General features: G+C 68.7%; 22 protein-coding genes. 7 read left to right on the plus strand and 15 right to left on the minus strand.

Annotation, left to right across the window (positions count from 1 at the left end; translation table 11 throughout):
- Positions 1–42: 42 nt before the first annotated feature.
- From H4P35_RS11880 to imuA, 3 genes are read right to left on the minus strand one after another with little or no spacing between them, the layout of a single operon-like run.
- A complete protein-coding gene (locus H4P35_RS11880; protein ID WP_226849160.1) occupies positions 43–3,282 on the minus strand; it encodes an error-prone DNA polymerase in 3,240 nt (1,079 codons plus the stop codon).
- Between the two features lies 1 nt (position 3,283).
- Positions 3,284–4,756, minus strand: a complete 1,473-nt coding sequence (locus H4P35_RS11885; protein WP_226849161.1) for a DNA polymerase Y family protein — start codon at positions 4,754–4,756, stop codon at positions 3,284–3,286.
- Positions 4,686–5,390: a translesion DNA synthesis-associated protein ImuA gene (gene imuA, locus H4P35_RS11890; RefSeq protein WP_056317163.1), complete on the minus strand. Its 705-nt coding sequence runs from the start codon at positions 5,388–5,390 to the stop codon at positions 4,686–4,688. Before imuA ends, H4P35_RS11885 begins: the two co-directional genes overlap by 71 nt.
- A 167-nt stretch (positions 5,391–5,557) precedes the next feature.
- Here imuA and ypfH point away from each other — a divergent pair, with 167 nt between their 5' ends.
- Positions 5,558–6,262 (plus strand): esterase, encoded by a 705-nt coding sequence (ypfH, locus tag H4P35_RS11895; protein WP_062841523.1) that lies wholly within the window; start codon positions 5,558–5,560, stop codon positions 6,260–6,262.
- Positions 6,262–7,044 carry an IclR family transcriptional regulator gene (locus tag H4P35_RS11900; protein WP_226849162.1) on the plus strand — a complete coding sequence of 261 codons (783 nt, stop codon included), beginning with the start codon at positions 6,262–6,264 and terminating at the stop codon, positions 7,042–7,044. Before ypfH ends, H4P35_RS11900 begins: the two co-directional genes overlap by 1 nt.
- A 36-nt stretch (positions 7,045–7,080) precedes the next feature.
- Here the strand turns inward: H4P35_RS11900 and H4P35_RS11905 are convergent, their stop codons facing one another.
- The 11 genes from H4P35_RS11905 to queE form a co-directional block, all read right to left on the minus strand.
- Positions 7,081–7,875, minus strand: coding sequence for an SDR family NAD(P)-dependent oxidoreductase (locus tag H4P35_RS11905; protein WP_062841522.1), 795 nt, complete (start codon positions 7,873–7,875; stop codon positions 7,081–7,083).
- 1 nt (position 7,876) lies between these two features.
- Positions 7,877–8,854: a tripartite tricarboxylate transporter substrate binding protein gene (locus H4P35_RS11910; protein WP_062841521.1), complete on the minus strand. Its 978-nt coding sequence runs from the start codon at positions 8,852–8,854 to the stop codon at positions 7,877–7,879.
- A 60-nt stretch (positions 8,855–8,914) separates the two neighbouring features.
- Positions 8,915–10,639, minus strand: a complete 1,725-nt coding sequence (locus H4P35_RS11915; protein ID WP_226849163.1) for a thiamine pyrophosphate-binding protein — start codon at positions 10,637–10,639, stop codon at positions 8,915–8,917.
- A 13-nt stretch (positions 10,640–10,652) separates the two neighbouring features.
- The gene (locus tag H4P35_RS11920) at positions 10,653–11,486 is read right to left on the minus strand and encodes a hypothetical protein (RefSeq protein ID WP_180099347.1); all 834 of its coding nucleotides are present in this window, start codon (positions 11,484–11,486) and stop codon (positions 10,653–10,655) included.
- Positions 11,487–11,644: 158 nt separating this feature from the next.
- The gene (locus H4P35_RS11925; RefSeq protein WP_226849164.1) at positions 11,645–13,066 is read right to left on the minus strand and encodes an efflux transporter outer membrane subunit; all 1,422 of its coding nucleotides are present in this window, start codon (positions 13,064–13,066) and stop codon (positions 11,645–11,647) included.
- A gap of 69 nt (positions 13,067–13,135) precedes the next feature.
- Positions 13,136–14,050, minus strand: a complete 915-nt coding sequence (locus H4P35_RS11930; protein WP_128829468.1) for an HlyD family secretion protein — start codon at positions 14,048–14,050, stop codon at positions 13,136–13,138.
- A 2-nt stretch (positions 14,051–14,052) separates the two neighbouring features.
- Positions 14,053–14,265, minus strand: coding sequence for a DUF1656 domain-containing protein (locus tag H4P35_RS11935; RefSeq protein WP_226849166.1), 213 nt, complete (start codon positions 14,263–14,265; stop codon positions 14,053–14,055).
- Positions 14,262–16,313 carry an FUSC family protein gene (locus tag H4P35_RS11940; protein WP_180099349.1) on the minus strand — a complete coding sequence of 684 codons (2,052 nt, stop codon included), beginning with the start codon at positions 16,311–16,313 and terminating at the stop codon, positions 14,262–14,264. The genes H4P35_RS11935 and H4P35_RS11940 overlap by 4 nt, the downstream gene beginning before the upstream one ends.
- On the minus strand, positions 16,310–16,783 hold the full coding sequence (locus H4P35_RS11945; RefSeq protein ID WP_062841515.1) for a MarR family winged helix-turn-helix transcriptional regulator: 474 nt from the start codon (positions 16,781–16,783) through the stop codon (positions 16,310–16,312). Before H4P35_RS11945 ends, H4P35_RS11940 begins: the two co-directional genes overlap by 4 nt.
- Before the next feature lie 256 nt (positions 16,784–17,039).
- Entirely contained in the window at positions 17,040–17,483 is a 444-nt protein-coding gene (gene queD, locus H4P35_RS11950) for a 6-carboxytetrahydropterin synthase QueD (RefSeq protein WP_056317193.1), read from the minus strand.
- 28 nt (positions 17,484–17,511) lie between these two features.
- Complete coding sequence (queE, locus tag H4P35_RS11955; RefSeq protein WP_056317195.1) at positions 17,512–18,144, minus strand: 7-carboxy-7-deazaguanine synthase; 633 nt, start codon at positions 18,142–18,144, stop codon at positions 17,512–17,514.
- A gap of 210 nt (positions 18,145–18,354) precedes the next feature.
- Between queE and arfB the strand changes: the two genes are divergently transcribed.
- The 4 genes from arfB to H4P35_RS11975 all read left to right on the plus strand — a co-directional run bounded on the left by arfB (position 18,355) and on the right by H4P35_RS11975 (position 20,996).
- On the plus strand, positions 18,355–18,771 hold the full coding sequence (gene arfB / locus H4P35_RS11960; protein WP_062841513.1) for an alternative ribosome rescue aminoacyl-tRNA hydrolase ArfB: 417 nt from the start codon (positions 18,355–18,357) through the stop codon (positions 18,769–18,771).
- Between the two features lie 8 nt (positions 18,772–18,779).
- Positions 18,780–19,472, plus strand: a complete 693-nt coding sequence (locus tag H4P35_RS11965) for a DUF2238 domain-containing protein (protein WP_226849168.1) — start codon at positions 18,780–18,782, stop codon at positions 19,470–19,472.
- A 69-nt stretch (positions 19,473–19,541) separates the two neighbouring features.
- The gene (locus tag H4P35_RS11970; RefSeq protein ID WP_226849170.1) at positions 19,542–19,889 is read left to right on the plus strand and encodes a helix-turn-helix transcriptional regulator; all 348 of its coding nucleotides are present in this window, start codon (positions 19,542–19,544) and stop codon (positions 19,887–19,889) included.
- A 51-nt stretch (positions 19,890–19,940) separates the two neighbouring features.
- Complete coding sequence (locus H4P35_RS11975) at positions 19,941–20,996, plus strand: alkene reductase (protein WP_226849172.1); 1,056 nt, start codon at positions 19,941–19,943, stop codon at positions 20,994–20,996.
- Between the two features lie 3 nt (positions 20,997–20,999).
- On the opposite strand, the gene H4P35_RS11980 is transcribed toward H4P35_RS11975, so the two are convergent.
- Positions 21,000–21,836 carry a CPBP family intramembrane glutamic endopeptidase gene (locus H4P35_RS11980; protein ID WP_226849174.1) on the minus strand — a complete coding sequence of 279 codons (837 nt, stop codon included), beginning with the start codon at positions 21,834–21,836 and terminating at the stop codon, positions 21,000–21,002.
- Between the two features lie 162 nt (positions 21,837–21,998).
- On the opposite strand from H4P35_RS11980, the gene H4P35_RS11985 reads away from it, so the two are divergent.
- Positions 21,999–22,373: an MAPEG family protein gene (locus H4P35_RS11985; RefSeq protein ID WP_152384304.1), complete on the plus strand. Its 375-nt coding sequence runs from the start codon at positions 21,999–22,001 to the stop codon at positions 22,371–22,373.
- The last annotated feature ends 3 nt before the right edge of the window (positions 22,374–22,376 follow it).

Consider the following 22,376-nt stretch of genomic DNA (forward strand, 5'->3'; position numbering starts at 1 on the left):
TGTGCAACCGGGCAACAGCGGCAGGCGGCTGGCCGTGCAGCTTCAGTGGAAATCGCGGCTCTGCGCCGCCAGTCCGCCAAGCAGGTCGGACATATCCACCAGCCGCTGCGCGATCAGGTGGCGCACGCCGTCCACGCTTTGCCAGGCGCCAAAGACCCCCAGCAGGGTGGCGCCCAGCAGTTCGCGGCGCTGGCGTTCGATGAGGTCGGGGCGGACCACCACGTTGACCGGGCCGGTCTCGTCTTCGAGGGTCACGAAGATGACGCCCTTGGAGGTCTGGGGGCGCTGGCGCACGGTGACGATGCCGCAGGCGCGGGCGACGCGTTTGTTGGGATAGCCGTTCAGCACCGAGGCGGGCTGGAAATTGCGGGCGGCCAGTTGCGGGCGCAGCAGCGACACGGGATGGCTGTGCAGCGTCAGGCCCACGCTGCGGTAGTCGGCGGCCACGGTCTGGCTTTCCGACGGGGCGGACAGTTGCGGGGCTTGGGCGTCCACGATCTCGGCGTCGCGCAGCAGGTCGCGGCTTTGCACGCTGGCGGCGGCCTCCCAGCTGGCCTGGCGCCGGTGGCCGGCCAGGGTGCGCAGCGCGTCGCCCGCGGCCAGCGCATTCAGGTCGTGGCGGTTGAGCCCGGCGCGGCGGGCCAGGTCGGCGGTGTTGGCAAAGGGGGCCTCGGCCCGCGCGGCTTCGATGCGGCGGGCAGTGTCCTCGCGCATGCCCTGCAGCAGGCTGAGGCCCAGCCGCACGGCGGGACGGGGCTCGGCGGCGGGCGGCGCGTGGTGATGCGCCCGCCGCCGGGCGCCGGGATGGCCGCCGGGCAGTATTTCCAGCACGGAATCCCAGCCGCTCACGGTGACGTCTGCGGGCAGCACGCACACGCCGTGGCGGCGCGCGTCCTGCACCAGCTGCGCGGGCGCATAGAACCCCATGGGCTGGGAATTGAGCAGGGCGGCCAGGAAGGCCTCGGGTTCGTGGCGCTTGAGCCAGGAACTGGCATATGCCAGCAGCGCGAAACTGGCCGCATGGCTTTCCGGGAAACCGTATTCGCCAAACCCTTCCACCTGACGGAACAAGGCTTCGGCGAAGTCCAGCGTGTAGCCGTGCGCCAGCAGCCCGCCCACCAGCTTGACGCGGAACTTGTCCACGCCGCCCTTGCGCCGCCAGGCCGCCATCGACCGGCGCAGCTGGTCGGCTTCGCCCGGCGAGAAACCGGCGGCCACCACGGCGATCTGCATGACCTGTTCCTGGAAGATGGGCACGCCCATGGTGCGGCTGAGCACGCCGCGCACTTTTTCGCTGGGGTAGGTTTCGTCTTCCTTGCCCTGGCGGCGGCGCAGGTAGGGATGGACCATGCCGCCCTGGATCGGGCCCGGGCGCACGATGGCCACCTGCACCACCAGGTCGTAGTATTCGCGCGGCCGCAGGCGTGGCAGCATGGTCATCTGCGCGCGCGATTCGATCTGGAAAACGCCGATGGTGTCGGCATCGCAGATCATGTCGTAGGTGGGCGCGTCGCCTTCCGGGATGTCCTGCAAGGCCAGCGGCTGGCCGCGGCGCTGGCTGGCCAGTTCCAGCGTGCGGCGCAATGCCGACAGCATGCCCAGCGCCAGCACGTCCACCTTCAGCAGCTTCAGGGCATCCAGGTCGTCCTTGTCCCATTGCACGACGCTGCGGTCTTGCATGGCGGCGTTTTCAATGGGCACCAGGCGCGAGAGCTTGCCGCGTGAAATGACGAAACCGCCCGGATGCTGCGACAGATGGCGCGGAAAGCCCATCATGGTCTGCGCCAGCGACGCCCATTGGCGCGCCACCTGGGACTCGGGGTCCAGGCCGCAGGCGCCCAGCGTGCGCAGCATTTCCTTCTTGCCGTCCCACCACTGGTGGGCGCGGGCCACGGCGTCGATGACGCCCGGGTCAACGCCCAGCGCACGCCCCGTGTCGCGCAGCACGCTGCGCGGCCGGTACGAGATGACCACTGCGGTCAGGGCGGCCCGTTCACGGCCGTATTTGTCGTAGATGTACTGGATGACTTCTTCGCGGCGCTGGTGTTCGAAGTCGACGTCGATGTCGGGCGGTTCGTTGCGTTCCTTGCTGATGAAGCGTTCGAACAGGTTGTTGCCGCGCTGCGGGTCCACGGCGGTGATGCCCAGGCAATAGCACACGGCGGAGTTGGCGGCCGAGCCCCGGCCCTGGCACAGGATGCCGGCGTTGCGGGCGAACTGCACGATGTCGTAGACGGTCAGGAAATAGGCCTCGTAGTTCAGGTCCGAGATGAGTTCCAGTTCCTTGTCGATCTGCGCCGTGATGCCGTCGGGAACGCCCCGCGGAAAACGCCGGGCGGCGCCGGTCAGCGCTTCCTGGCGCAGGTAGCTGGCCGGCGTGTGGCCGGGCGGCACGATCTCGTCGGGGTATTCGTAATGCAGTTCGTCCAGTGAAAACGTGCAGCGGCGCGCCACGGCCAGGGTCTGCGCCAGCGCGTCGGGCGGGTACAGACTGGCCAGGCGCATGCGGCTGCGCAGGTGTTGTTCGGCGTTGCCGGACAGCGCGTAGCCGCATTGCGACACCTGCTGGCGGGTGCGGATGCCGGTCAGCGTGTCGTGCAGCGGCTTGCGCGAACGCACATGCATCTGCACCTGGCCGACCGCCACGATCGGCAGTTGCGAGGCCTGGGCCGCGTGTTCGACGGCGGCGCGGTGCAGGTCGTCGCGCGACTGGTGCAGCAAGGTCAGCCCCACCCACGCCCTCCCCGGAAAGACGCGCGCCAGCCAGCGCGCCTGGTCGGCCATGCGGTCGGCGTCGGTGCCGTAGGCGGGTGTCAGGATGGCCAGGCATTCCGGCAGGTTGCGCAGGTGCGCGTAGCCGGCGGGCGGATCGGCTATATCTTGCGGCGCCAGCCGGTATTCGCCCTTGGGCGCCCGGGTGCGGCCCAGCGTGATGAATTCGGACAGGTTGCCATAGCCCTCGCGGGTCTGCGCCAGCAGGGTCAGGCCCAGCGGCGCGGCGTCGGGCGCGGCGCGCAGCTGGAACGTGGCGCCGATGATGAGCGGCAGCTTGAGGGTCTTGGCTTCGGTATGGGCGCGCACCACGCCGGCCAGCGAGCATTCGTCGGTCAGGGCGAGCGCGGCATAGCCCAGTTCGGCCGCGCGGGCGGTCAGTTCCTCGGGATGCGAGGCGCCTTGCAGGAAGGAAAAATTGGACTGGCATTGCAGCTCGGCATAGCCGGGCAACTGGGCCAGGGTCTCAGCCGGGTCCAGCGGATCGGGGGCGTCGTCGTCCATGCGCATGTCAGGCGTACAGTCCGTGCAGGAACCAGCGCGCGTCCTCGGCGTCGCGTTCGCGGTAGATCCAGTAGCGCGCGCCGGCCGCGTCTTCGGCGACGAAGTAATCGCGCACGGTCAGGGCCGGGTCCCACCACCCGCTTTCGATGCGCTCGGGGCCGCGCATCAGCCGCAGCGCCTGGCCGCCATAGTGGGGGCGATGGCCGGACAGCTTCAGGGGCTGCGGGGTTTCCAGCAGCCAGAACGGCCGGTCGAGCAGCGGCGGCAGGGGGGCGGCGGGACGCGCTGGCGCGGCCAGCGCGTCGGTCCATGCGTTGGCGGCTTCGGGACGATGGTCGGCGGTGGGCCGGGCATGGCGCACCCGGTCGCGGCCCAGCCGCGCCACCAGCAGGTCCAGGAGCCGCGCGTGGTCGGCGGCGGTGCCGCCCGGCTCGGGGAACAGGGTGGTGCTGGCGGCGGGTTGCTCGACGGTGTCGGGCGCGTGCAGCGCCACCGCGATGACGGGGGCTTCCAGCGTGAAGTGGTTCAGTTTTTCGCGCAGCAGATGCAGAAGCTGCGAGGCCTGCCAGATGGGCTGGGCCAGCGCGACCTCCAGTTCGGTCGGCGGGCGGGCGTGGCGGCCGCGTTCGTGATCCATGCTGAGCACCACGCGCCGCACGGCCAGTTGCCGGGCGGTCAGCCAGCCGCCCAGCTGCTCGGCCAGGCGTCCCGCCACCGCCAGCACGGCGTCGGTGTGCTCCATATAGTCCATGAGCTCGATCCGCCGCGAAAACTGGTTGGGCGGTTCGAGCCAGCGGTAGAGTTCGGGCGTCTGGCCGTAGGCGGCGTCCAGCGCTTGCAGCAGATCGGGCGCGCTGCGCCGCTGCAGGCCCGCGCGGGGCAGGGCGCGCAGGTGCGCCAGCGTGTGGCAGCCGATGTCGTCCAGCCAGTTGCGGCGGCCTTGCGCCTGGGGCAGCAGCGACAGGGGCAGGGCATCGAGCCGCCGCGCCAGGGTGGGCAGCTTGAGCGTGCGGCGGGGCACGCCCCGGCCGGCGCGCCGCGCCAGCAGCCAGGCGCCCGTGGCCGTGGGCGCCATGCCCAGCGACACCCGCAGATCCAGCGCGCGCAGCGTGGCGGCCACCCGCCGGCTCAGCGCCCGCGGTCCGCGAAAGAACATCAGGCTGGCGCCCACATTCAGCAGCACGGTGTCGCCGTCGGCCAGCGCGATTTCGGGGGTGTACTGCAAGAGGGCCAGCGCCGCGCCCTGCAAGGCGTCGGCTTCAGCCTGCGGCTGGCGGGGCAGCAGTTCCACGCCAGGCGCGATGGCCGCCGCGCCCGCGCGGCGCATGCCGGGCGTCACGCCGGCCTGGCGGGCGGCGGGCGTCAGGGCGGCCACACGTTCCTGGTCCAGAACGGCGAACGCCTGCTGTTCATGCGGCCAGTGCGGGCGTATGGCGTCCAGCGGCAGGCAGCGCAGGTATGCGGCGATCCAGAGGCGCATGGCGGGGAGAAGAGGGGGTAAGGGCGCCGGGCTCCAGGCCCACGTACAGCGGGGTGTCGCAGACAGGCCCCCGGCGCTTCAGTATGTGTACGGACAGGCCGCCCGGCGCGGGCGCCAGCGCCAGCCGCAAGGCGGCGGGCGTGGCGCTTTGGGCGGCGCGGGACGGGCGCACGGCGATGAACAGCAGGTCGCTGGCCTGGGCCGCCAGGTGCAGGCGGCGCAGGGATTCCGGGCGCACGTGGGGCAGCCAGCAGATCAGCGCGCCGCAACTGGCGTTCTTCAGGATCTGTTCGCTGGCCCACAGCGCATCCACCGGTTTTTCGGGCGCCACCCACAGCAGTTGCCGGGGATCCAGCCGCCAGCTCATCCAGCTGGCGATGTGCGGAACATGCGGAGGCTGCACCAGGGCAATGGGACGCCGCGTTTCCAGTTGGGCCAGCGCGGGACGCAGCAGGCGGATTTCTCCGATGCCGGGGTGGGGAGTCAGCAGCTCGACGAGCGATCCCAGCGGCCAGCCGTTATCCGGCAGTTCGGCCGATAGCGCCGCATGCCCGGTTGGCAGGGTGCGTGCGGCGCCTTTGGCCAACTGCGTGGCGCGCCACAACGCGGGATGGATACGTTCGGGGGACTGCATGGCAAAAGCGCCCGGTGTTCAATACCTGGATAAATATACAGTATTGTACCGGGCTTTGCGCCAGCAGGACGTATCGAAAAGTGGCCCGGGACGGCCAGGCGCGGCGCATTTTACAATCCCGCAATCGGGGCGCATTCCACGGTCCCAGCCCAGCACGGAGCAGTTTCATGGCGTCTTCCAGTTCTATCGAATTCCTTCCCGATCCGGGCGTCGACGTGCGCCAGCTCTTCATCCTGCTGCACGGCGTGGGCGGATCGCCCGCCAACCTGGAGCCCCTGGCTCAGGCCGTGCGCGCGGCCTTTCCGAGCGCGGCGGTGCTGATCCCCGAAGGCTTCGAGCCCTTCGATGGCGGCGGCGCAGGCCGGCAGTGGTTCTCGGTGCGCGGCGTTACCGACGACAACCGCGTCGACCGCGTGGCCCAGGCCCTGCCGCGCCTGGAAGCCTACGTGCACGATGCGCAGGCCCGTTTCGGCCTGCTGCAGTCCGACACCGCGCTGGCCGGCTTTTCGCAGGGCGCCATCATGGCGCTGGAACTGGTGCAGGCCCACGACGGCATGGCTGGACGCGTGATCGCGTTTTCGGGCCGCTACGCGCAACTGCCCAAAAGCGCCCCGCAGTACACCACCATCCATCTGCTGCACGGCGCCGACGATCCGGTCATGAGCGTGTCGCAGGCCCAGGCGGCCCAGGCCCGCCTGGCCGAACTGCACGGCGATTCCACCATCGACATCGCCACCCACGTCGGCCACGAACTGCATCCCGCCCTGATCCAGCGCGCCATCGTGCGCCTGCAGACCTGCGTGCCGCTGCGCAGTTGGGAAGCGGCGCTGGGGCTGAACCAGACGCCGCCGGATGGGACGACGGTGCATTGATGGCGCCCCGCGCGAGCGACGCCGTCGGCGGCGCGCAAAGCATTTTCCGCGTGCTGCGCATCCTCAAGTACGTCGGGGCGGCCCCGGCGCGTGGCGTGGGCCTGACGGACGTGGTGCGCGATGTCGGCCTGACGCCGCCCACCGCGCATCGCATGCTCACGGCGCTGCTGCAGGAAGGCTTCCTGTCGCTCAATCCGCGCCTGAAGACCTACAGCCTTGGCCGCGAGTCCTACATCCTGGGGCTGGCGGCCGAAAGCCGGCACGGCATCAAGGCCATCGCCGAATCGGCCGTGCTGAGGCTGGCGCATTCCACGGGCGACACCAGCTTCCTGTCGGTGCGCTCCGGGCACGAAGCGGTCTGCGTGGACCGCAAGACGGGCGACTTTCCCATCAAGATCCTGACGCTGGAAGTCGGCCACCGCCGCCCGTTGGGCGTTGGCGCGGGCAGCCTGGCCTTGCTGGCGTTCCTGCCCAATGACGATATCGAACGCGTGCTGGCGCGCTACGACGCCAGCGCGGCGCCCGACCTGCCATCGACCGACATGCTGCGCGAGGACATCGCCGCCGCGCGCCGGAACGGCTACGCGTTGAACCCGGGCCGCATCATTCCGGACATGCTGGGCGTGGGGGTGCCGGTGCTCGACCGCGAGCAGCACGTGGTGGCGGCGCTGAGCGTGGCAGCCATCCGGTCGCGCCTGTCCGGCGCGCGCCTGGCCGACGTGGTGGCCGCGCTGCAGCGCGCGGCGGCGGAATTGTCGGCGGACCTGGCCCCGCGCGTCTGATCGCGCCCCGGCCAGTCCGATCCCGCCGGCTTTGCGCTAGCGTCCGGCGCAGGCCTTGCCGCCATCGACCGGCAGGCACACGCCGGTGATGTACTTGGCCTCGTCGCTTGCCAGAAACAGCGCGGCATGGGCCACGTCCCAGGCGTCGCCCATCCGCCCCATGGGGCTGGCGGCATTGCGCCGCCGCCGCATTTCCTCGACGTCATCGAACTGGCCCGCGATCTGTTTGTAGATCAAGGGGGTGTCGATGACGCCGGGCAGCACCGCATTCACGCGGATATTGTCCGGCGCGTAACGCACGGCCAATGACCGCGTCAGGTGGTTCAACCCGGCCTTGGCGGCGTAGTAAGAGGTGTACGGATAGGAATTCACCTGGATCGAGGCCAGCGACGAAATGTTGACGATGCTGCCCGCGCCCTGCGCCAGCATGGCGGGCAGCACATGCTTGCACGTCAGGAACACGCCGGTCAGGTTGGTGTCCAGCACGCGATGCCAGCTTTCTTCGGTGGCCTCGATGGGGTCGCCCATCTCCGTGATGCCCACGTTGTTGTGCAGCACGTCGATGCGCCCGGCGGCCGCCAGCACGGCGGCGACCGCCGCCTGGATCTGCCCGGAGTCGGTCACGTCGGCGGTCAACGCCTGGCAGCGGCCGCCTTCGGCTTCGATGATGCCGCAGGTTTCGCGGGCGGCCTCCGGCCGCAGGTCCACGGCAAATACCCACGCGCCTTCGCGTGCGTATAGGGCCGCCGCGGCCTTGCCGTTGCCCCATCCCGGCCCGGACGAGCCCGCGCCAAACACCAGCGCCACCTTGTCTTTCAGCCGCTGACCCATGTCATTCCGCCGAGATGTGCGCAAAGTCGGCGACCTTCTTCCACTTGGCCACGTCGCCCTGGATCATCGCGGCAAATGCCTCGGGCTTGTCGGCGACCACATACGCGCCCACGCCCGCGTACTTGGCCTGCACGTCCTTGTCCGCCAGCGCCTTGCGGGATGCGTCGTTCAGCTTGGCCAGCACGTCCTTGGGCAGGCCCGCGGGCGCCAGCAGGCCATTCCACATTTCCGCGTCGTAGTCCGGCAGACCCACTTCCGCGAACGTGGGCACGTCCGGCAATTGCGGCAGGCGGGACTTGGCGGCCACCACGATCGGGCGCAGATTGCCCGACTGGATGTGCGCCATCGATGACGCGGCCGTATCCCACAGGATGGGCACCTGGCCGGCGATGACGTCATTGAGCGCGGGACCCGTGCCGCGATAGGGCACGTGCATCATGTCCAGGCCCGACAGCGACTTGTAATACTCCATCGCCATGTGGGTGGCGCCGCCGTTGCCGGACGAGGCGTACGAATACTTGCCCGGGGCGCCCTTGATCAAGGCGGTGAACGACGCATAGTCCTTGGCCGGGAAGTTCTTGTTCACGACGATCACGCCAGGCACGCGGATGATCTGCGTGACCGGCGTGAAGTCCTTCACCGCGTCGTAGGGCAGGTTCTTGTACACGGCAGGGTTGGTGCCGTTGGTGCTGGACGTGCCCAGCAGCAGCGTGTAGCCGTCCGGGGCGGCCGAGGCCACGGCGCGGCTGCCCACGGTGCCGCCCGCGCCGCCGCGGTTCTCCACCACGACCGGCTGGCCGATCTGCTTGGCCAGCGCTTCGGCAAAGATGCGTCCGACCACGTCCGAGGTGCCGCCCGGCGGGAAGGGCACGATCAGGCGGATGGGACGGTCGGGGTAGGTGGCCTGCGCCGCGGCGGCGCCCGCCAGCGACAGGGTTGCCGCGGCGGCCGCGAGCTTGATCCAGGTTCTGCGCTTCATGAGGTTTGTCTCCTTGCTTGATATTGTTTTGTGTGTCGAACCGGGCGATGCGCGCCGCCCTCAGGCGATGCGGTCGCCCGGCTTGATTTTGGCCGCGCGGCTGTCCACGCCCGGCAGCATGTGCGCGGGGTCGCGCGTGACCACCACGTCAAGAATGGTGGGACGGTCCTTGCAGGCGTAGGCCTGCGCCAGCGCGGCGGGCAGTTCCGCGGGATCCTCGACGCGGATGCCGTTGCACCCCAGCGCACGCGCCACGTTGGCGTAGTTCGTGTCCACCAGATCCGACGACTGGTAGCTGCCCGCGCCGTACATCAGGTGCTGCAACGCCTTGATGTAACCCGACGCGGCGTTATTGACCACCACGAGCGTGAAGGCGAGCTTCATGCGCACCGCGGTTTCCAGTTCGCCCAGCGACATGTTGCAGCCGCCGTCGCCGGTCAGACTGACCACCTGGCGGCCGGGGGCCGCCGCGGCCGCCCCGATCGCGCCCGGGATGCCGTAGCCAATGGACGCAAAGCCGCGGTCGGGCACAAAGCCGCGGCCGGCGCGCTTGGTGTCGAACAGCAACCCGCCCCAATGCGCGGCGAAGCCGCCGTCGGCCACCAGGATGCCGTCCTCGGGCAGCGAGGCATTGATCTCATGCATCAGCCGCGCCATGCCCACGGGGCGGTCGCCGGAAGTCAGCTTTGCGTTGACCGATTCGCGCCACGCGTGCATGGCCTGGCCCACCTCGTCCACGTAGTCCTGGCGGGCAGGCGCGCCGTGGGCGGCCAGGCGCGCGTCCAGGTCCTCCAGCGTGGCACGCACGTCGCCCCACAGGCGCAGGGCGGGAGTGGTGGTGCGGTCGAATTCCTCGGCCACGATATCCAGATGGATGATCGGCGCGCCCGCAGCCAGCAGGTCGTAGCGGCGGGTTGCCACTTCGCCCAGCTTGCAGCCGACGACAAAGAGGCAGTCGGATTTGGCGATCAGGTCGTTGGCAATGCGGCTGTAGCGGCCGAAAAGCCCCGCGTTCAGCGGATCGCTGCAGGCGATCGCGCCCTTGCCGCTCATGGTGTGGGCGACGGGAATGCCGAATTTGCGTGCGAAGGCCTGGACGGTATCGGCGGCATCGCTGATGTGCACGCCGCCGCCGCACAGCATCAGCGGGCGGGAGGCCCCCGCGAGCATGCTTGCCGCTTGGGCCACGTCGTCAGCCGACGGACGGCAGCGCAGGGCGGGCGAGCGCCGGTAGTTGGGGCTGGAATAAAAGTCGTCGGCATCGAACGCATGGACCGCGTGCGCGATGTCTTCGGGCACGTCCAGCACCACGGGGCCCGGGCGGCCGCTGGTGGCCACGGCAAACGCGCGCCGCACCAGCTCGGGAATGCGCTCGATCATCTCCACGCGCAGCACGTCTTTCACGACCGGGCGCAGCACCTCCAGCTGCCGGGCCTCCTGCGTCATGTTCTTCCACGAGTGCATGCGATGCGAGTCGCCGACCAGCGCGACCAGCGCCGTGCCGGCGTTGTAGGCTTCGGCCAGGCCGGTCACCAGGTTGGTCGCGCCAGGGCCCAGAGTCGCGTCGCACACGCCCGGGCGGCCGCTTACCTTGGTGTAGGCGTCGGCCGCGAACACCGCGCAGCGCTCGTCGTTGATCAGGTTGTGATTCAGGTTCAGGCGGCGCGCAGCGTCGTAGAACGGCAGGAGCTGGAAGCCGCCCATGCCGAACATCAGGCCGACGTCGTGCGCGGCAAACATGCGGGCGAGGGCTTCGCCTCCGGTGATTTCCAGTTTTTCCGACATGCGGGTAAGGCTCCTAGTGGGTGTCGCGCCCGGCGAGCAGGGCGTCGATAAAGGTTTTGAGCGGTGTGCCGACGCGGCAGCCCAGGTCGCGGGCGCGGGCGTTGGCCGAGGAGATGGTCCCTTCCTCGTAGCAGGAACGGGCGTCGCCGATGCGCGCGGTGTGCGCCGAGACGGTCAATGCGGCGATGCCGCGCTGCTGCAGCAAGGGCAGGCGTCCTATGCCGGCGCAGTCCTTGCCCATGCCCGCGTCGTTGAAGGTGACCAGGCGCGGCGACGCCCGGACGCCATCGGACTGCAGGCCGGCCAGCCGTTCTCCGTGAGAGGCGGTGACGGCGATGAGGCCGTCGTCCTGCGCATCCACAAGCGACACGGAATCGGCGCCCACGACGAGCGGGGCGCCGTCCGGGCCGGCCTTGATGACGATGCGGGATTCCTGGATGGCGGTGGGGCGGCTGGCGTTTGGCTGGGCGTGCGCGAGCCGCGCAGCGGCTTCGGAGACGGTCATGCCCGGCTCGCAGCCCAGGTCCTGGGCAAGCGCGTTCACAAAGCTGATGACGCCGTGGCGCGCCATGTCTGCGCCATCGCCGATGCGGCAGCTGCGGTAGCTGGCGGTGGCGGCGGGCACGCCCCAACGTTGCAGGTCGTCCAGACCCGCAATGCCGGCGCGCTGCCAGCCCACGCCGGCATCGTTCAGCACGACGGCCCGCACCTCGCCCCGTGCCGCGCAATAGGCGGCATAGCTGCCGCCGTGCGACCCGGCGATCACGACGCGTCCGGCGTCCTCCTGCGTCAGCTTGGTGATGCTGTCCAGCACCCGCGCATCCCGGATACTTTCCGGATATTCCATATTATGAATTGTCCCCGTCCTGCAGTGCTGGCCCCGTGGGACAGGCCTGGCACTGTCGAATCGTTTGGTGTTGTTATTGCGTTCGGGACGATTCTAGGGGCGCGGGTTTTATGGAATCAATGCGATCCCCATAATATGGAATTGATTTTGCGGCCGGCTTACGGCTCCCAGCCTCCGCCCAGAGCCAGAAACACCGCGATCTGGTCGCTGGAGAGCTCCGCCTGCGAGGCCGCCAGCGCGCTTTCATTGCTGGCCAGCGTGCGCTCGGCGTCCAGCACGGTCAGGTAGTCCGTCTTGCCGTACTGGAACAGGCGCCGCGCCTGCGAAGCCGCTTGCGCGCTCTGGTCGCGGGCCGCGCGCAGGGCGGTGTCGCGGTCCAGTTGACGGGCGTAGACGACCAGCGCGCTTTCGGTTTCGCGCAAGGCATTGAGCACGGTCGCGTCAAAGCGGGCGGCGGCGGCCTTGGTGTTGGCTTGGGCCTCGGCGATGCGCGCTTGCGCGGCGCCCGTGTTGGGCACCGTCCAGGAGATGAGCGGGCCCACGCTCCAGCTGAAAGTGCCGCGGTCGCCAAACATGGCGGCCGGACCACCCGATGCGGCGGACAGGCCCAGCGTGATCTTGGGATAAAGGTCGGCCGTGGCGACCCCGATGCGGGCCGTGGAGGCGGCCAGGGTGCGTTCCGCCTGGCGGATGTCGGGACGGCGGCGCAGCAGCTGCGCGCCATCGCCCACCGGGATGGTTTCGGTCAGCTTGGGCGCGCTGGCGCATTGCAGTAGCGTGGGCGAGATCTCGCCGGGCGTCTGGCCGGTCAGCGCCGCCAGGCGATACAGGGCCGTGCGCTGCTGGGCCTGGAACGGCGGCAGGTTGGCCTGCAATTGTTCAAGCTGGCTGCGCGCCCGCGTGACGTCCAGCGTGGTGCCCCGGCCGGCACGCTGCAGGCGGCTAACGGCGTCGACCGATTCGCGCTGCACCTGCACGGAATGCTGCGCCGAGGCCAGCTGCATGCCCGCCGCGCACAGGTTGGCGTAGGCGCGCGCGGTCTCGGCCGCAACCGTGACGCGCGTGGCGTCGTACGCGGCTTGCGCGGCCTGCGCGTCGTCAGTAGAGGCTTCCACGGCGCGGCGGATCTGGCCGAACAGGTCCAGTTGATACGACACGCTGGCGCCGGTGGAGTAGGACCAGCGGTTGGGCGGATCGATGCCGGGCTGAAGCTCCTGCAAACCGGAGACGTGGCCGAACGTGGGCGAGGCATTCACGCCGATCGTTGGCTGCTGCTGGGCCTTCGTTTCCTGCACCGCGGCCTGGGCGCGTTCAAGGTTGGCGCTGGCCACGCGCAAGTCGGTGTTTGCGGCCAGGGCTTTTTCGACCAGGCCGTCCAGCACCGGGTCGTTGTACAGACGCCACCAGTGGCCAGGGACCGCCTCTTGCCGGTACAAGTCTTCCTGCGCTTGCACGAAGGAGGATTGCGCGCTCGGCCGCTGGGACACGGCCTCGCGCGGCACCTGGTAGTCGGGGCCCACGGCGGCGCATCCGGCCAGCGCGAGGGCCAGCGTCAGCGGAAGGAGAAATCTGGTTTTCATGGCAGGTACGGCTTGGCGTCGATAAGGGATTCAAGGGTTTTCGGAAAGCAGGGCGGTGCGGGCCGCTCCTCAGGAAGCGTGAGGCGCGGCGGCCGCGGCCTGGGGCGGGCGGTCGTCGACCGAGACGGTGGCGGTCTGGCCGGCGACCAGCCGCACGCCCTCGGGCACGTCGTCGATCTTCACGCGCACCGGAATGCGCTGCGCGAGGCGGACCCAATTGAAGGTCGGGTTCACGTTGGGAAGCAGGTTCGCGCCGGTGCTGCGGTCGCGGTCCGCGATCCCCATGGCGATGCTTTCCACATGGCCGCGAATGTGGCGCGATTCGCCCATCAGCGTCACGGTGACGGGGTCGCCTTCGTGGATGCCGGGCAGCTTGGTTTCCTCGAAGTAGCCCTCGACGTAGAACGACCCGGCGTCCACCAGCGCCATCACGCCGTGGCCGGCCGTGGCGTACGAACCGGCGCGCAGGTCCAGGTTGGTGATGCGGCCATCGCTGGCAGCCACGACGCGGCTACGTGCGAGGTTCAGGCGGGCAGTGTTCAGTTGCACCTGCGCCTGGGCGAGCGCGGCTTCGGTCTGCTGCACCTTGGTCTGGCTTTGTTCGACGGCTTCGGCCGCAACCAGCTGGCCCAGCGAGCGGTTGCGCTTGGCGTCGCGCAGCGCCTGGTCGTGCGCCACCTGCTGCGAACGCACGGAGGCCTGGGCCTGGTCGTACGCCAGCTGGAAGCGGGCGCGGTCGATCTCGAACAGCAGGTCGCCGGCCTTCACGTCCTGGTTGTCGTGCACGGGCACGCTTGTCACCAGGCCGGACACGTCGGGCGCCACCTGCACCACATAGGCCTTGACGCGGCCATCGCGCGTCCAGGGCTCGACTTCATAGTGATCCCAAAGCTGCCAGCCGGCGTAAGCGGCGGCGGCGACGACAACGGCCGTCACTGCGAACTTGCCGATAGCAGCAGGGCGAAGGGCATTGGGGAGTTTCATACCTATCTCTGAAGAAAACAAGGGGAAATGAGGGAGACGCCGTACAGCAGCACCACGAAGAGCGCCAGATCAAAGAGCGCGGGGTGCCACACCAGGCGATACAGCCCGGCGCGCGCCAGCACGCGCCGCACCGCCCAGGCCACGCCCAGGGTGACGACGCCCAGCACGAGCAGCCAGGGGAAGTAAATGCCGTAGAGATTGAATTCGCCGATCATGATGCGTGGCCCTCCAGCGTGGGATGGGCGGGTTGGAAGTCGGGCGCGTCGGGAAAGAAGGCGCGGCGGATGCCGACCAGCGCCACCACGGCTCGGTCGCGCGCGTGGGGCCCCTGCGGCGTGGCAGCCACGCTGCATAGCGCGCGGTCGATCTGCGCCAGGAACTCGGTTGACTTGTCTTGCGTGCGCCCCGACGAACGCAGCCGGAAGAACTGCGCCAGGCTGTCGAGCACCGGCTGGATCGTGGATTCGGCCATCGGCAGATGGCGGCGCGCCCGCTGCAGTTCGGTAATGTCGCGGCCCACGCGCAAGTCCTTTAGCGCATCGGCGGCCACGAGGTCGTCGGGCCGCTTGGCCAGCGCCAGGCGCGGCTGCAACAGGCCGATGCGGTCCAGCATGCGGGCGGCATAGGTGTGGCGCGACGGCGCGCGGGGCGCGCTGGCCAGCGTCGCCAGCTCTTTCCAGTTGGCGGCCTGGATGCGGCGCGCACTCCAGTCGGCGCTGACCGTGCGGAAGATGGCGGCGATGATCGCGGCGGTGGCCACGCCGATGCACTGCGCGACCTGCGTGTCGATGAAGGACACGACGTCGGCCGTGTTGGTGTCTTGCAGCGCCATCGTGCCCAGAAATCCGAACAGCATGGCCATGGCCTTGCCGGTGCTGGCCGGGCGGGCAATGAAGACGCCCAGCACGAACGCGGTCGGCAGCATGGACAGCGCCAGCATCTCGAAGGAATGAATGGCCGGCATGATGCCCAGCAGATACAGCGCCGACAGCGGAATCGAATACACCGTGTAGGTCAGGAACTGCATGATGCCGGGCACGGGATTGTCCTGCGAGGCGAAAAAGCAGCTGAAGATCGCGGCCATCAGCGCGGCGGTGGCGCCGTTGCTCCATGCCGTGCCGATCCAGAAAAGGCAGCACACGGAAATGGCCAGGCCGGCGGCCAGCGCCGACAGCAGCGCCATGCCGTGGTCGCGATGCAGCGCGGCATTGGGATCGCGGGCCGTGCGCGGGGTGCGCACCGGCGCGCCCTGCAACCCCGCGCGGATGTCGCGGCGCAGGGCCAGGCATTCGTCATAGGTGTCGATCAGCTCGCGCAGGCGGGTCATCAGGCTGGCCAGCAGCGCGTCGCGCCAGGTCGAGCGGCTGTCGATCCCGGGCGTCAGCCGGGTGACCGCGGCGCGCAGTTGGACGGCGGTTTCGTGCGAGGCCTGCGCGCCGGCATTGATCCATTCCGAAATATCGGCCAGCAGCGCCTGCACCGGTTCGGGCAGCGTCTGGCCGTTGGCTTGCAAGGCGCGCATGCGGTCTTCGACGGCGGACACGGCCGGCGTCAACGCCGCGATCTGGTCCTGCATGGCGCGCACGGCGCCCGCCGTCCAGCGCAGGTTGCTGGTGTCAAAGGGAACGTGGGTGGACAGCAGGCGCAATTGCGTAATGTCGTTGGCCAGCACGCGGCGGTCCTTGTCGCGCTGTTCGGCGGTCTTGCCGCTCAGCGTGTCGTGCATCCAGTTGCGCGCATCGCGCACGGCCTTGTCCAGTTGCAGCGTCAGCGCGGGCGCCAGGCCGCGCGGCAGGACGATGCTGTGGATCAGCGTGGCGCACACGATGCCCAGGCTGATTTCCTCGACGCGGGCGAGCGCCGTGTCAAAGACCAGGGAGGGGTCGGTGACGCTGGGAAAGCCGATCATGGCGGCGGTGTAGCCGGCCAGCATGAACAGATAGGACCGCGGCGTGCGGTCCAGCACCGACATGTACAGGCAGGCGCCCACCCACAGCACCATCGCGCCGGTCATGACGACGGGCGAGTTCGACAGGCGCGGCACCATGTAGACGGTGGCCGCCGACCCGGCGAAGGTGCCGATCAGGCGGTACAGGGCCTTGGAACGCACCGCGCCGGACCAGGGCTGGGCCACGACATAGGCGGTGGTCATTGCCCAGAACGGACGCGGCAAACCAATGCTGTAAGCCAGATAGAGCGCCATGATGGCGCTCAGGTAGCTCTTGAGCGAGAAGAGGGTTTCGCGGACGTTCGGCAGTTTCATGGCCGCGCGTCCTCTTGCGCGCCGGCGCCGCTGCGGCCCAGCGACACCTTCAAGGCGTCGAAGACGCGCAGGCAGGCCTCCAGATCCGATTCGCTGACACCCTGGAAGACGCGGCGGCGCAGTTCGACCAGCACCTCTTCGACCTGCGCGCGCAGCGCATGGCCGGCGTCGGTCAGATGCAGGGTGCGTGCGCGGCGGTCGTGGGGATCTTCGCGGCGTTCCATCAGGCCGGCGGCCACCAGTTGGTCCAGCACGCGCACGAGAGAGGGGCCTTCAACGCCCAAAGCTTCGGCCAGCGCGCCTTGACGAACCCCGTCGCCAAGTCGGCCGGCCAGGATGACGGGCCACGCGGTTGCCTGGGAGAGTCCGTAGTCGGCAAGCGCCTTGTCGGCAGCGCCGCGATAGGCGCGCGACAGCACCATCAGGTTGGCGGTGGTGGCCATGAGCTGGGAGTCGGAAGGAGTAAGCATGGAATCGATTGTATCCTATCTATTAGCTTACTAATGATTGAAAATGGCGACTCTCTCGATAGATTTTCTCAATTGGGAAAATAACGGGGCGGTTTTCCGTGAGTGGAAAACTGGGGGCGCACGGCGCTGTCTTGACGCGTCATTCGGTGAAGGCCCGGTGTATGACACCCGGGAAACGCCGGTCCGATGCGAGGATTTTCTCAGCGGGTGTCAGACACCGCATGAAGCTTCCGACACCCGTACTCCCCGTCAGGGATCAACCGTTGCAGTCGGCCCAGCAGTTCGGCGTTTCGTACAGACGCACGCGCGTCAGGCGCAGTTCAGCGCCGTAGTGGCCGTGGTAGTGCGGCGCCAGCGTTTCAAACACGATGGTGGCCAGGTTTTCGGCGGTGGGGATGCGGTCCAGCACGACGGTCTTGTGCCCGGGCAGCGTGTCCAGGAAGCCGCGCACGGCGGTGTCGCCTTCGAAGACCAGGAACGCGTGATCCCAGACGTCCACGATGTGGGTCTTGGCGATGTGCTTGATCTCGGAGAAGTCCATGACCATGCCGTTGTCGGACTCGCCGGGCGCCTGCACCACGTCGCCCGTCAGGGTGATTTCCAGCACATAGCGGTGGCCGTGCAGGTTGCGGCACTGGCTGCGGTGGTCGGGAATGCGGTGGCCGGCGTCGAACTCGAGCCTGCGGGTCACGGAAATCATCGTGCGCTCCGCGAGGCGTGGGGGTAAATCATGGAATGCCTATGTATTTGTGGGTTTGCAGGCTGAGCCGCCATTGCGGATGCTGCATACAGTACTGGACGGCCTGCTCGGTGTTGGCTGCGCGCGCCGGACCGTCCATGGGTTGCAGGAAAAAGTGTTCGAAATCCAGGTGCGCGAAAGCGTCGGGCAGGGCGTTCAGTTGCGGGTAGACCAGCTTGAGCTCGTTGCCGCGTTCGACCACGACCGGGGCCGTGCCCTTGGGGCTGACGCAGATCCAGTCCACGCCGGCGGGCGGCTTGATCGTGCCGTTGGTTTCGATGGCGACGGTGAACCCGCGGGCGTGGATGGCGTCCAGCAGCGGCGTGTCCAGTTGAAGCAGCGGTTCGCCGCCCGTGAAGACCACGTAGCGGTTGTCGGCGCCGGGGCCCCAGGCCGCGGCGATGGCGTCGGCCAGCAGATCCGCCGTGGCGAATTTGCCGCCGCCGTCGCCGTCGGTGCCGATGAAGTCGGTGTCGCAGAAGGTGCAGGCGGCGCTGGCGCGGTCGCTTTCGCGGCCGGACCACAGATTACAGCCCGCGAACCGGCAGAATACCGCCGCGCGGCCTGCATGGGCGCCTTCGCCTTGCAAGGTCTTGAAGATTTCTTTGGCGGAGTAAGTCATGGGGGATGCGGGCGGCTGGCCGCCCCGGATTCGAGCAAAAGCGCATCATTTTACTTGGCGCGGCCGATATCCGCCGAAAGACCCTGCGCCACGCGGGTTCGCCGCCGGCGGCAGACGGGTGCGCCGGGCCCGGAAAATCGCGGGATCCGCATGCGCGCCGTTCTCCGTGACTGCTGCGCGAAGCCTGCCGGCCCTGTAGACTTGCCGCCTATGTTTCACGTCCAAGACTCGCTATTCATCGACGAGCGCGACCTGACCTTCACCATGATCCGCGCCCAGGGCGCCGGCGGGCAGAACGTCAATAAGGTCTCCAGCGCCGTCCACCTGCGCTTCGATGTGCGCGCTTCCCGCCTGCCGCTCGAGGTGCAGGATGCAGTGTGCGCCCTGAACGACCACCGCATCTCCAAGGAAGGCGTGATCGTCATCAAATCGCAGTCGTTCCGCAGCCAGGAAAAGAACCGCGCCGAGGCCATCGAGCGCCTGGTAGGCATGGTGCGGTCGGCCATCCGGGTGGACAAGCCGCGCCGCGCCACCAAGCCGACGCGCGCCTCGCAGCGCCGGCGCGTGCAGCGCAAGGTGCTGCACGGCGAGGTCAAGCGGCTGCGCGGCCGGGTGCAGGGCGATTAGAGGCCGCCATGTTCGACGCGCGCCGCCGTTACCTGCTTTCCCTGGCTGGGGTGTTTGCCGTCATCTGGGCGGCGCTGGCCATCGATCCGCACGACCGCTCGGCCTGGGCGCTGGAAAATGCGCTGGTGCTGGGCCTGGGCATCGTGCTTTTTGCCACGCGGCACGCGTTCGTGTTCTCGCGCGTGTCGTACACGTTGATCTTCCTGTTCCTGTGCCTGCATACGATCGGGGCGCACTATACGTATTCCCTGGTCCCGTACGACGAGTGGTGGCGCGCCTTGACCGGGCGCACGCTCAACAGCCTCTTGGGCTGGGAACGCAATAACTTCGATCGCGTCGTGCATTTTTCGTATGGCCTGCTGCTGGCCTATCCGATCCGCGAGATCTTCCTGCGCGTGGCCGAGGTGCGCGGGTTCTGGGCGTACTTCCTGCCGATGGACGTCACGCTGTCGACCTCGGCCCTGTACGAACTGATCGAGTGGGGCGCTGCCGAGTTCTTTGGCGGCGACCTGGGCGCGGCGTATCTGGGAACGCAGGGCGATATCTGGGATGCGCAGAAGGACATGGCGCTGGCGGCGCTGGGCGCGGTCATCGCCATGGCCATCACCGCCCTGGTCAACCGGAAAGCGCGGCGCGACGTCGCGCGTGACTGGGCCGACAGCCTGAAGCCCGAACGCCGGCGGCCTGCCGAAAATCCTTGAAGTCCATAGGGGCATGACGACATATCGATTAAACCCGATATATGATTCGATAAATTGCGATATACCAATATGACCGCAACTTCCTCACTCACCGGGCAGGACGCCACGCAACCCGCGATCGACGCAGACGCCATTCTCAAGGCGCTCGCCAATCCGGTCCGCCGCGACATCCTGACCTGGCTGAAGACGCCGCATGCCCATTTCGAGGAGCGCCCGGGCCACACCTTTGAACACGGGGTGTGCGCGGGCCATATCGATGATCGCTGCGGACTGTCCCAGTCGACGGTGTCGTCGCATCTGGCCGTGCTGCAGCGCGCCGGCCTGATTTCGGCGACCAAGGTGGGGCAGTGGGTCTTTTTTCGTCGCAATGAACCCGCGATTGCCGCGTTTCTGCGGCAGTTGAACCAGGATATGTAGCCCGTCTGCCATACCCGCAAGCGCCCCATTGCCGGGACGAAAGGATGTTTCATGAACCCGTTGTTTGAACCGCTGAAAGTCGGCGACCTGACGCTGCGCAACCGCGTCGTGATGGCGCCGCTGACCCGACAGCGCGCCAGCGCCGGCCGCGTGCCCAATGACCTGATGGTCGAGTACTACACCCAGCGCGCCGGGGCCGGCATGATCCTCACGGAAGCCACCGCGGTCACGCCGCAGGGCGTCGGCTACGCGGATACGCCGGGGCTGTGGTCGCCCGAACAGGTCAAGGGCTGGCGCAAGGTGACGTCCGCGGTGCACGACAAGGGCAGCGTGATCGTCGCGCAGCTCTGGCACGTGGGGCGCATTTCCGACCCGATGTTCCTGGACGGCGAACTGCCGGTCGCACCCAGCGCCATCGCGGCCAAGGGCCATGTCAGCCATGTCCGTCCCAAGCGCGCCTACGTGACGCCGCGCGCCCTGGAAACCGCGGAGATCCCCGGCGTGGTCGAGGCTTACCGCCACGGCGCGCAGATGGCGATGGAAGCGGGCTTCGACGGCGTCGAAGTGCATGCCGCCAACGGCTACCTGCTGGACCAGTTCCTGCAGGACAGCACCAACCATCGCACGGACCAGTACGGCGGCTCCATTGAAAACCGCGCGCGCCTGCTGCTCGACGTGGTCGACGCCTGCGTGGCGGTCTGGGGCGCGGGCCGCGTCGGCGTGCATCTGTCGCCGCGCGCGGACGCCCACGACATGGGCGATTCGGATCTGCCCGGCCTGTTCGGCTATGTGGCGCGTGAACTGGGCAAGCGCGGCATCGCGTTCCTGTGTGCCCGCGAACACGAAGGTCCGGACAGCCTGGCGCCGATGATGAAGGCCGAATTCGGCGGCGTGTTCATCGCCAACGAAAGCTACACGCGCGAAACCGCCGAGGCCGCCGTGGCCGCCGGCCGTGCCGACGCCGTGGCGTTTGGCGTGCCGTACATCGCCACGCCTGATCTGGCCGAGCGTCTGCAGCAAAATGCGCCGCTCAACACGCCGAACCCGGCCACGTTATACGCATCGGGCCCGGAAGGCTATACCGACTACCCGGCAATGGCGGCCTGACGTTCAGAGCGCGGCGCGCATCGGATAGGTAAACCATCCGAAGTGCGCCGCGTTCAGGCCCAGATGCGCCAGCACGGCGGCGGCCAGGCCGCCGTAGCGGTAGGCCACGCCGTATCCCACCCCCGCCAGCGCCGCCAGCAGCATCCACTGCCAGCCTCCGGCGTAGTGCGCCAGCCCGAACAGCGCGGCCGCCACGGCCAGCGCCGCCCAGGCGCCCCACGGATGATGACGCCACCATTGCGTCAGACGCTCCTGCACATATCCTCGAAACAGCGCCTCTTCGGCCAGCGTGACGAGCAGGGCGTTGTTCAGCAGCCAGATCCAGCCGGACGCGGGCCACTTGGGCGCCCATCCCACCACGCCCAACGCCAGCGCCAAGCCCAGGCAGGCCGTCACTGCGCCCGCGCACGCCAGCAACGCCGCCTGCAAGGTCAGCCGCGCATGCGCCGCCGCCATCGGCGGGGCCAGCACCAGCACCACCCAGAACCCCACAAGCGGCTTGTCCAGGTTCAGATACATGCCGAACGGCACGGCGTCCGGACTGAGCGGCGCGGGCGCAATGACGCGCAGGTTGTGAAAACCGGGCAACAGATGGGCAAAGAGCAGCACGGCCACGGCGACGAAGAGCGCATGACCGGCCGCGCGCGATGCCGGCCCCGCGCCGGCGCGCACCAGCGCGGCCGCGGCGAGCAGCAGTGCCGGACCCGCAAGCGCCACGGGATCGACGACGCCGTCGGCCAATGCCCAGGCCCACGCCACCGCCAAGGGGACTAGCGCCCAGCGGCGCGTGCCAGGCGGCCACAAGAGGGCGGCGGCCAGGAACAGGGAAAACCACGGCATGACGTGCGGCATCGGCGGGTGGGAGGCTATCGCGAAGGCCTGAGTGTACGCGCGCGCCCGCGCCGGCTTTGCCTTGCCGGTGATTTCAGGCGACCATGCGGCAGCGGCGGCACATGCCCCGCATATCAGGCGGACCTTGTGCCGCCAGCAATGGAGTCAGGAATGAAGACAATCGCGTGGTTGATGCTGGCCGCGGCGCTGCTGCCGTTCGTGTGCACGATCATCGCCAAGGCAGGCGGCAAGAAGTTCGACAACAACGATCCGCGCGCGTGGCTAGCGCGGCAGGAAGGGTGGCGCGCGCGGGCCAATGCCGCGCAGGTCAACACATTCGAAGCGTTGCCGTTTTTCTACGCCGCGGTATTGTTCGCGCTGTACAACCAGGCCTCGCCCGCGCACGTTGCCACGCTGATGGCGTGCTGGCTGGGCACGCGGCTGGGATACCTGGCGATGTACCTGGCGAACTGGGGCGCGCTGCGCTCGCTGGTCTGGGCGGCGGGCGTGGGGTTCGTGATCGCGATCCTGTTCGCGGGCGTCTGAGCC

Origin of the sequence: Achromobacter sp. 77, from assembly GCF_020541125.1 — a bacterium.
Classification (GTDB): Bacteria; Pseudomonadota; Gammaproteobacteria; order Burkholderiales; family Burkholderiaceae_B; genus Achromobacter; species Achromobacter mucicolens.

Excerpts from the sequence above, each read along its gene's own strand:
- H4P35_RS11985 (WP_152384304.1), top strand. The coding sequence starts at position 21,999 with ATGAAGACAATCGCGTGGTTGATGCTGGCCGCGGCGCTGCTGCCGTTC.
- queD (WP_056317193.1), bottom strand. The coding sequence starts at position 17,483 with ATGATTTCCGTGACCCGCAGGCTCGAGTTCGACGCCGGCCACCGCATT.
- H4P35_RS11885 (WP_226849161.1), bottom strand. The coding sequence starts at position 4,756 with ATGCGCCTCTGGATCGCCGCATACCTGCGCTGCCTGCCGCTGGACGCC.
- arfB (WP_062841513.1), top strand. The coding sequence starts at position 18,355 with ATGTTTCACGTCCAAGACTCGCTATTCATCGACGAGCGCGACCTGACC.
- H4P35_RS11920 (WP_180099347.1), bottom strand. The coding sequence starts at position 11,486 with ATGGAATATCCGGAAAGTATCCGGGATGCGCGGGTGCTGGACAGCATC.
- H4P35_RS11925 (WP_226849164.1), bottom strand. The coding sequence starts at position 13,066 with ATGAAAACCAGATTTCTCCTTCCGCTGACGCTGGCCCTCGCGCTGGCC.
- H4P35_RS11945 (WP_062841515.1), bottom strand. The coding sequence starts at position 16,783 with ATGCTTACTCCTTCCGACTCCCAGCTCATGGCCACCACCGCCAACCTG.
- ypfH (WP_062841523.1), top strand. The coding sequence starts at position 5,558 with ATGGCGTCTTCCAGTTCTATCGAATTCCTTCCCGATCCGGGCGTCGAC.
- imuA (WP_056317163.1), bottom strand. The coding sequence starts at position 5,390 with ATGCAGTCCCCCGAACGTATCCATCCCGCGTTGTGGCGCGCCACGCAG.
- H4P35_RS11905 (WP_062841522.1), bottom strand. The coding sequence starts at position 7,875 with ATGGGTCAGCGGCTGAAAGACAAGGTGGCGCTGGTGTTTGGCGCGGGC.
- H4P35_RS11930 (WP_128829468.1), bottom strand. The coding sequence starts at position 14,050 with ATGAAACTCCCCAATGCCCTTCGCCCTGCTGCTATCGGCAAGTTCGCA.
- queE (WP_056317195.1), bottom strand. The coding sequence starts at position 18,144 with ATGACTTACTCCGCCAAAGAAATCTTCAAGACCTTGCAAGGCGAAGGC.
- H4P35_RS11980 (WP_226849174.1), bottom strand. The coding sequence starts at position 21,836 with ATGCCGTGGTTTTCCCTGTTCCTGGCCGCCGCCCTCTTGTGGCCGCCT.
- H4P35_RS11940 (WP_180099349.1), bottom strand. The coding sequence starts at position 16,313 with ATGAAACTGCCGAACGTCCGCGAAACCCTCTTCTCGCTCAAGAGCTAC.
- H4P35_RS11935 (WP_226849166.1), bottom strand. The coding sequence starts at position 14,265 with ATGATCGGCGAATTCAATCTCTACGGCATTTACTTCCCCTGGCTGCTC.
- H4P35_RS11900 (WP_226849162.1), top strand. The coding sequence starts at position 6,262 with ATGGCGCCCCGCGCGAGCGACGCCGTCGGCGGCGCGCAAAGCATTTTC.
- H4P35_RS11965 (WP_226849168.1), top strand. The coding sequence starts at position 18,780 with ATGTTCGACGCGCGCCGCCGTTACCTGCTTTCCCTGGCTGGGGTGTTT.
- H4P35_RS11975 (WP_226849172.1), top strand. The coding sequence starts at position 19,941 with ATGAACCCGTTGTTTGAACCGCTGAAAGTCGGCGACCTGACGCTGCGC.
- H4P35_RS11910 (WP_062841521.1), bottom strand. The coding sequence starts at position 8,854 with ATGAAGCGCAGAACCTGGATCAAGCTCGCGGCCGCCGCGGCAACCCTG.
- H4P35_RS11915 (WP_226849163.1), bottom strand. The coding sequence starts at position 10,639 with ATGTCGGAAAAACTGGAAATCACCGGAGGCGAAGCCCTCGCCCGCATG.
- H4P35_RS11880 (WP_226849160.1), bottom strand. The coding sequence starts at position 3,282 with ATGCGCATGGACGACGACGCCCCCGATCCGCTGGACCCGGCTGAGACC.
- H4P35_RS11970 (WP_226849170.1), top strand. The coding sequence starts at position 19,542 with ATGACCGCAACTTCCTCACTCACCGGGCAGGACGCCACGCAACCCGCG.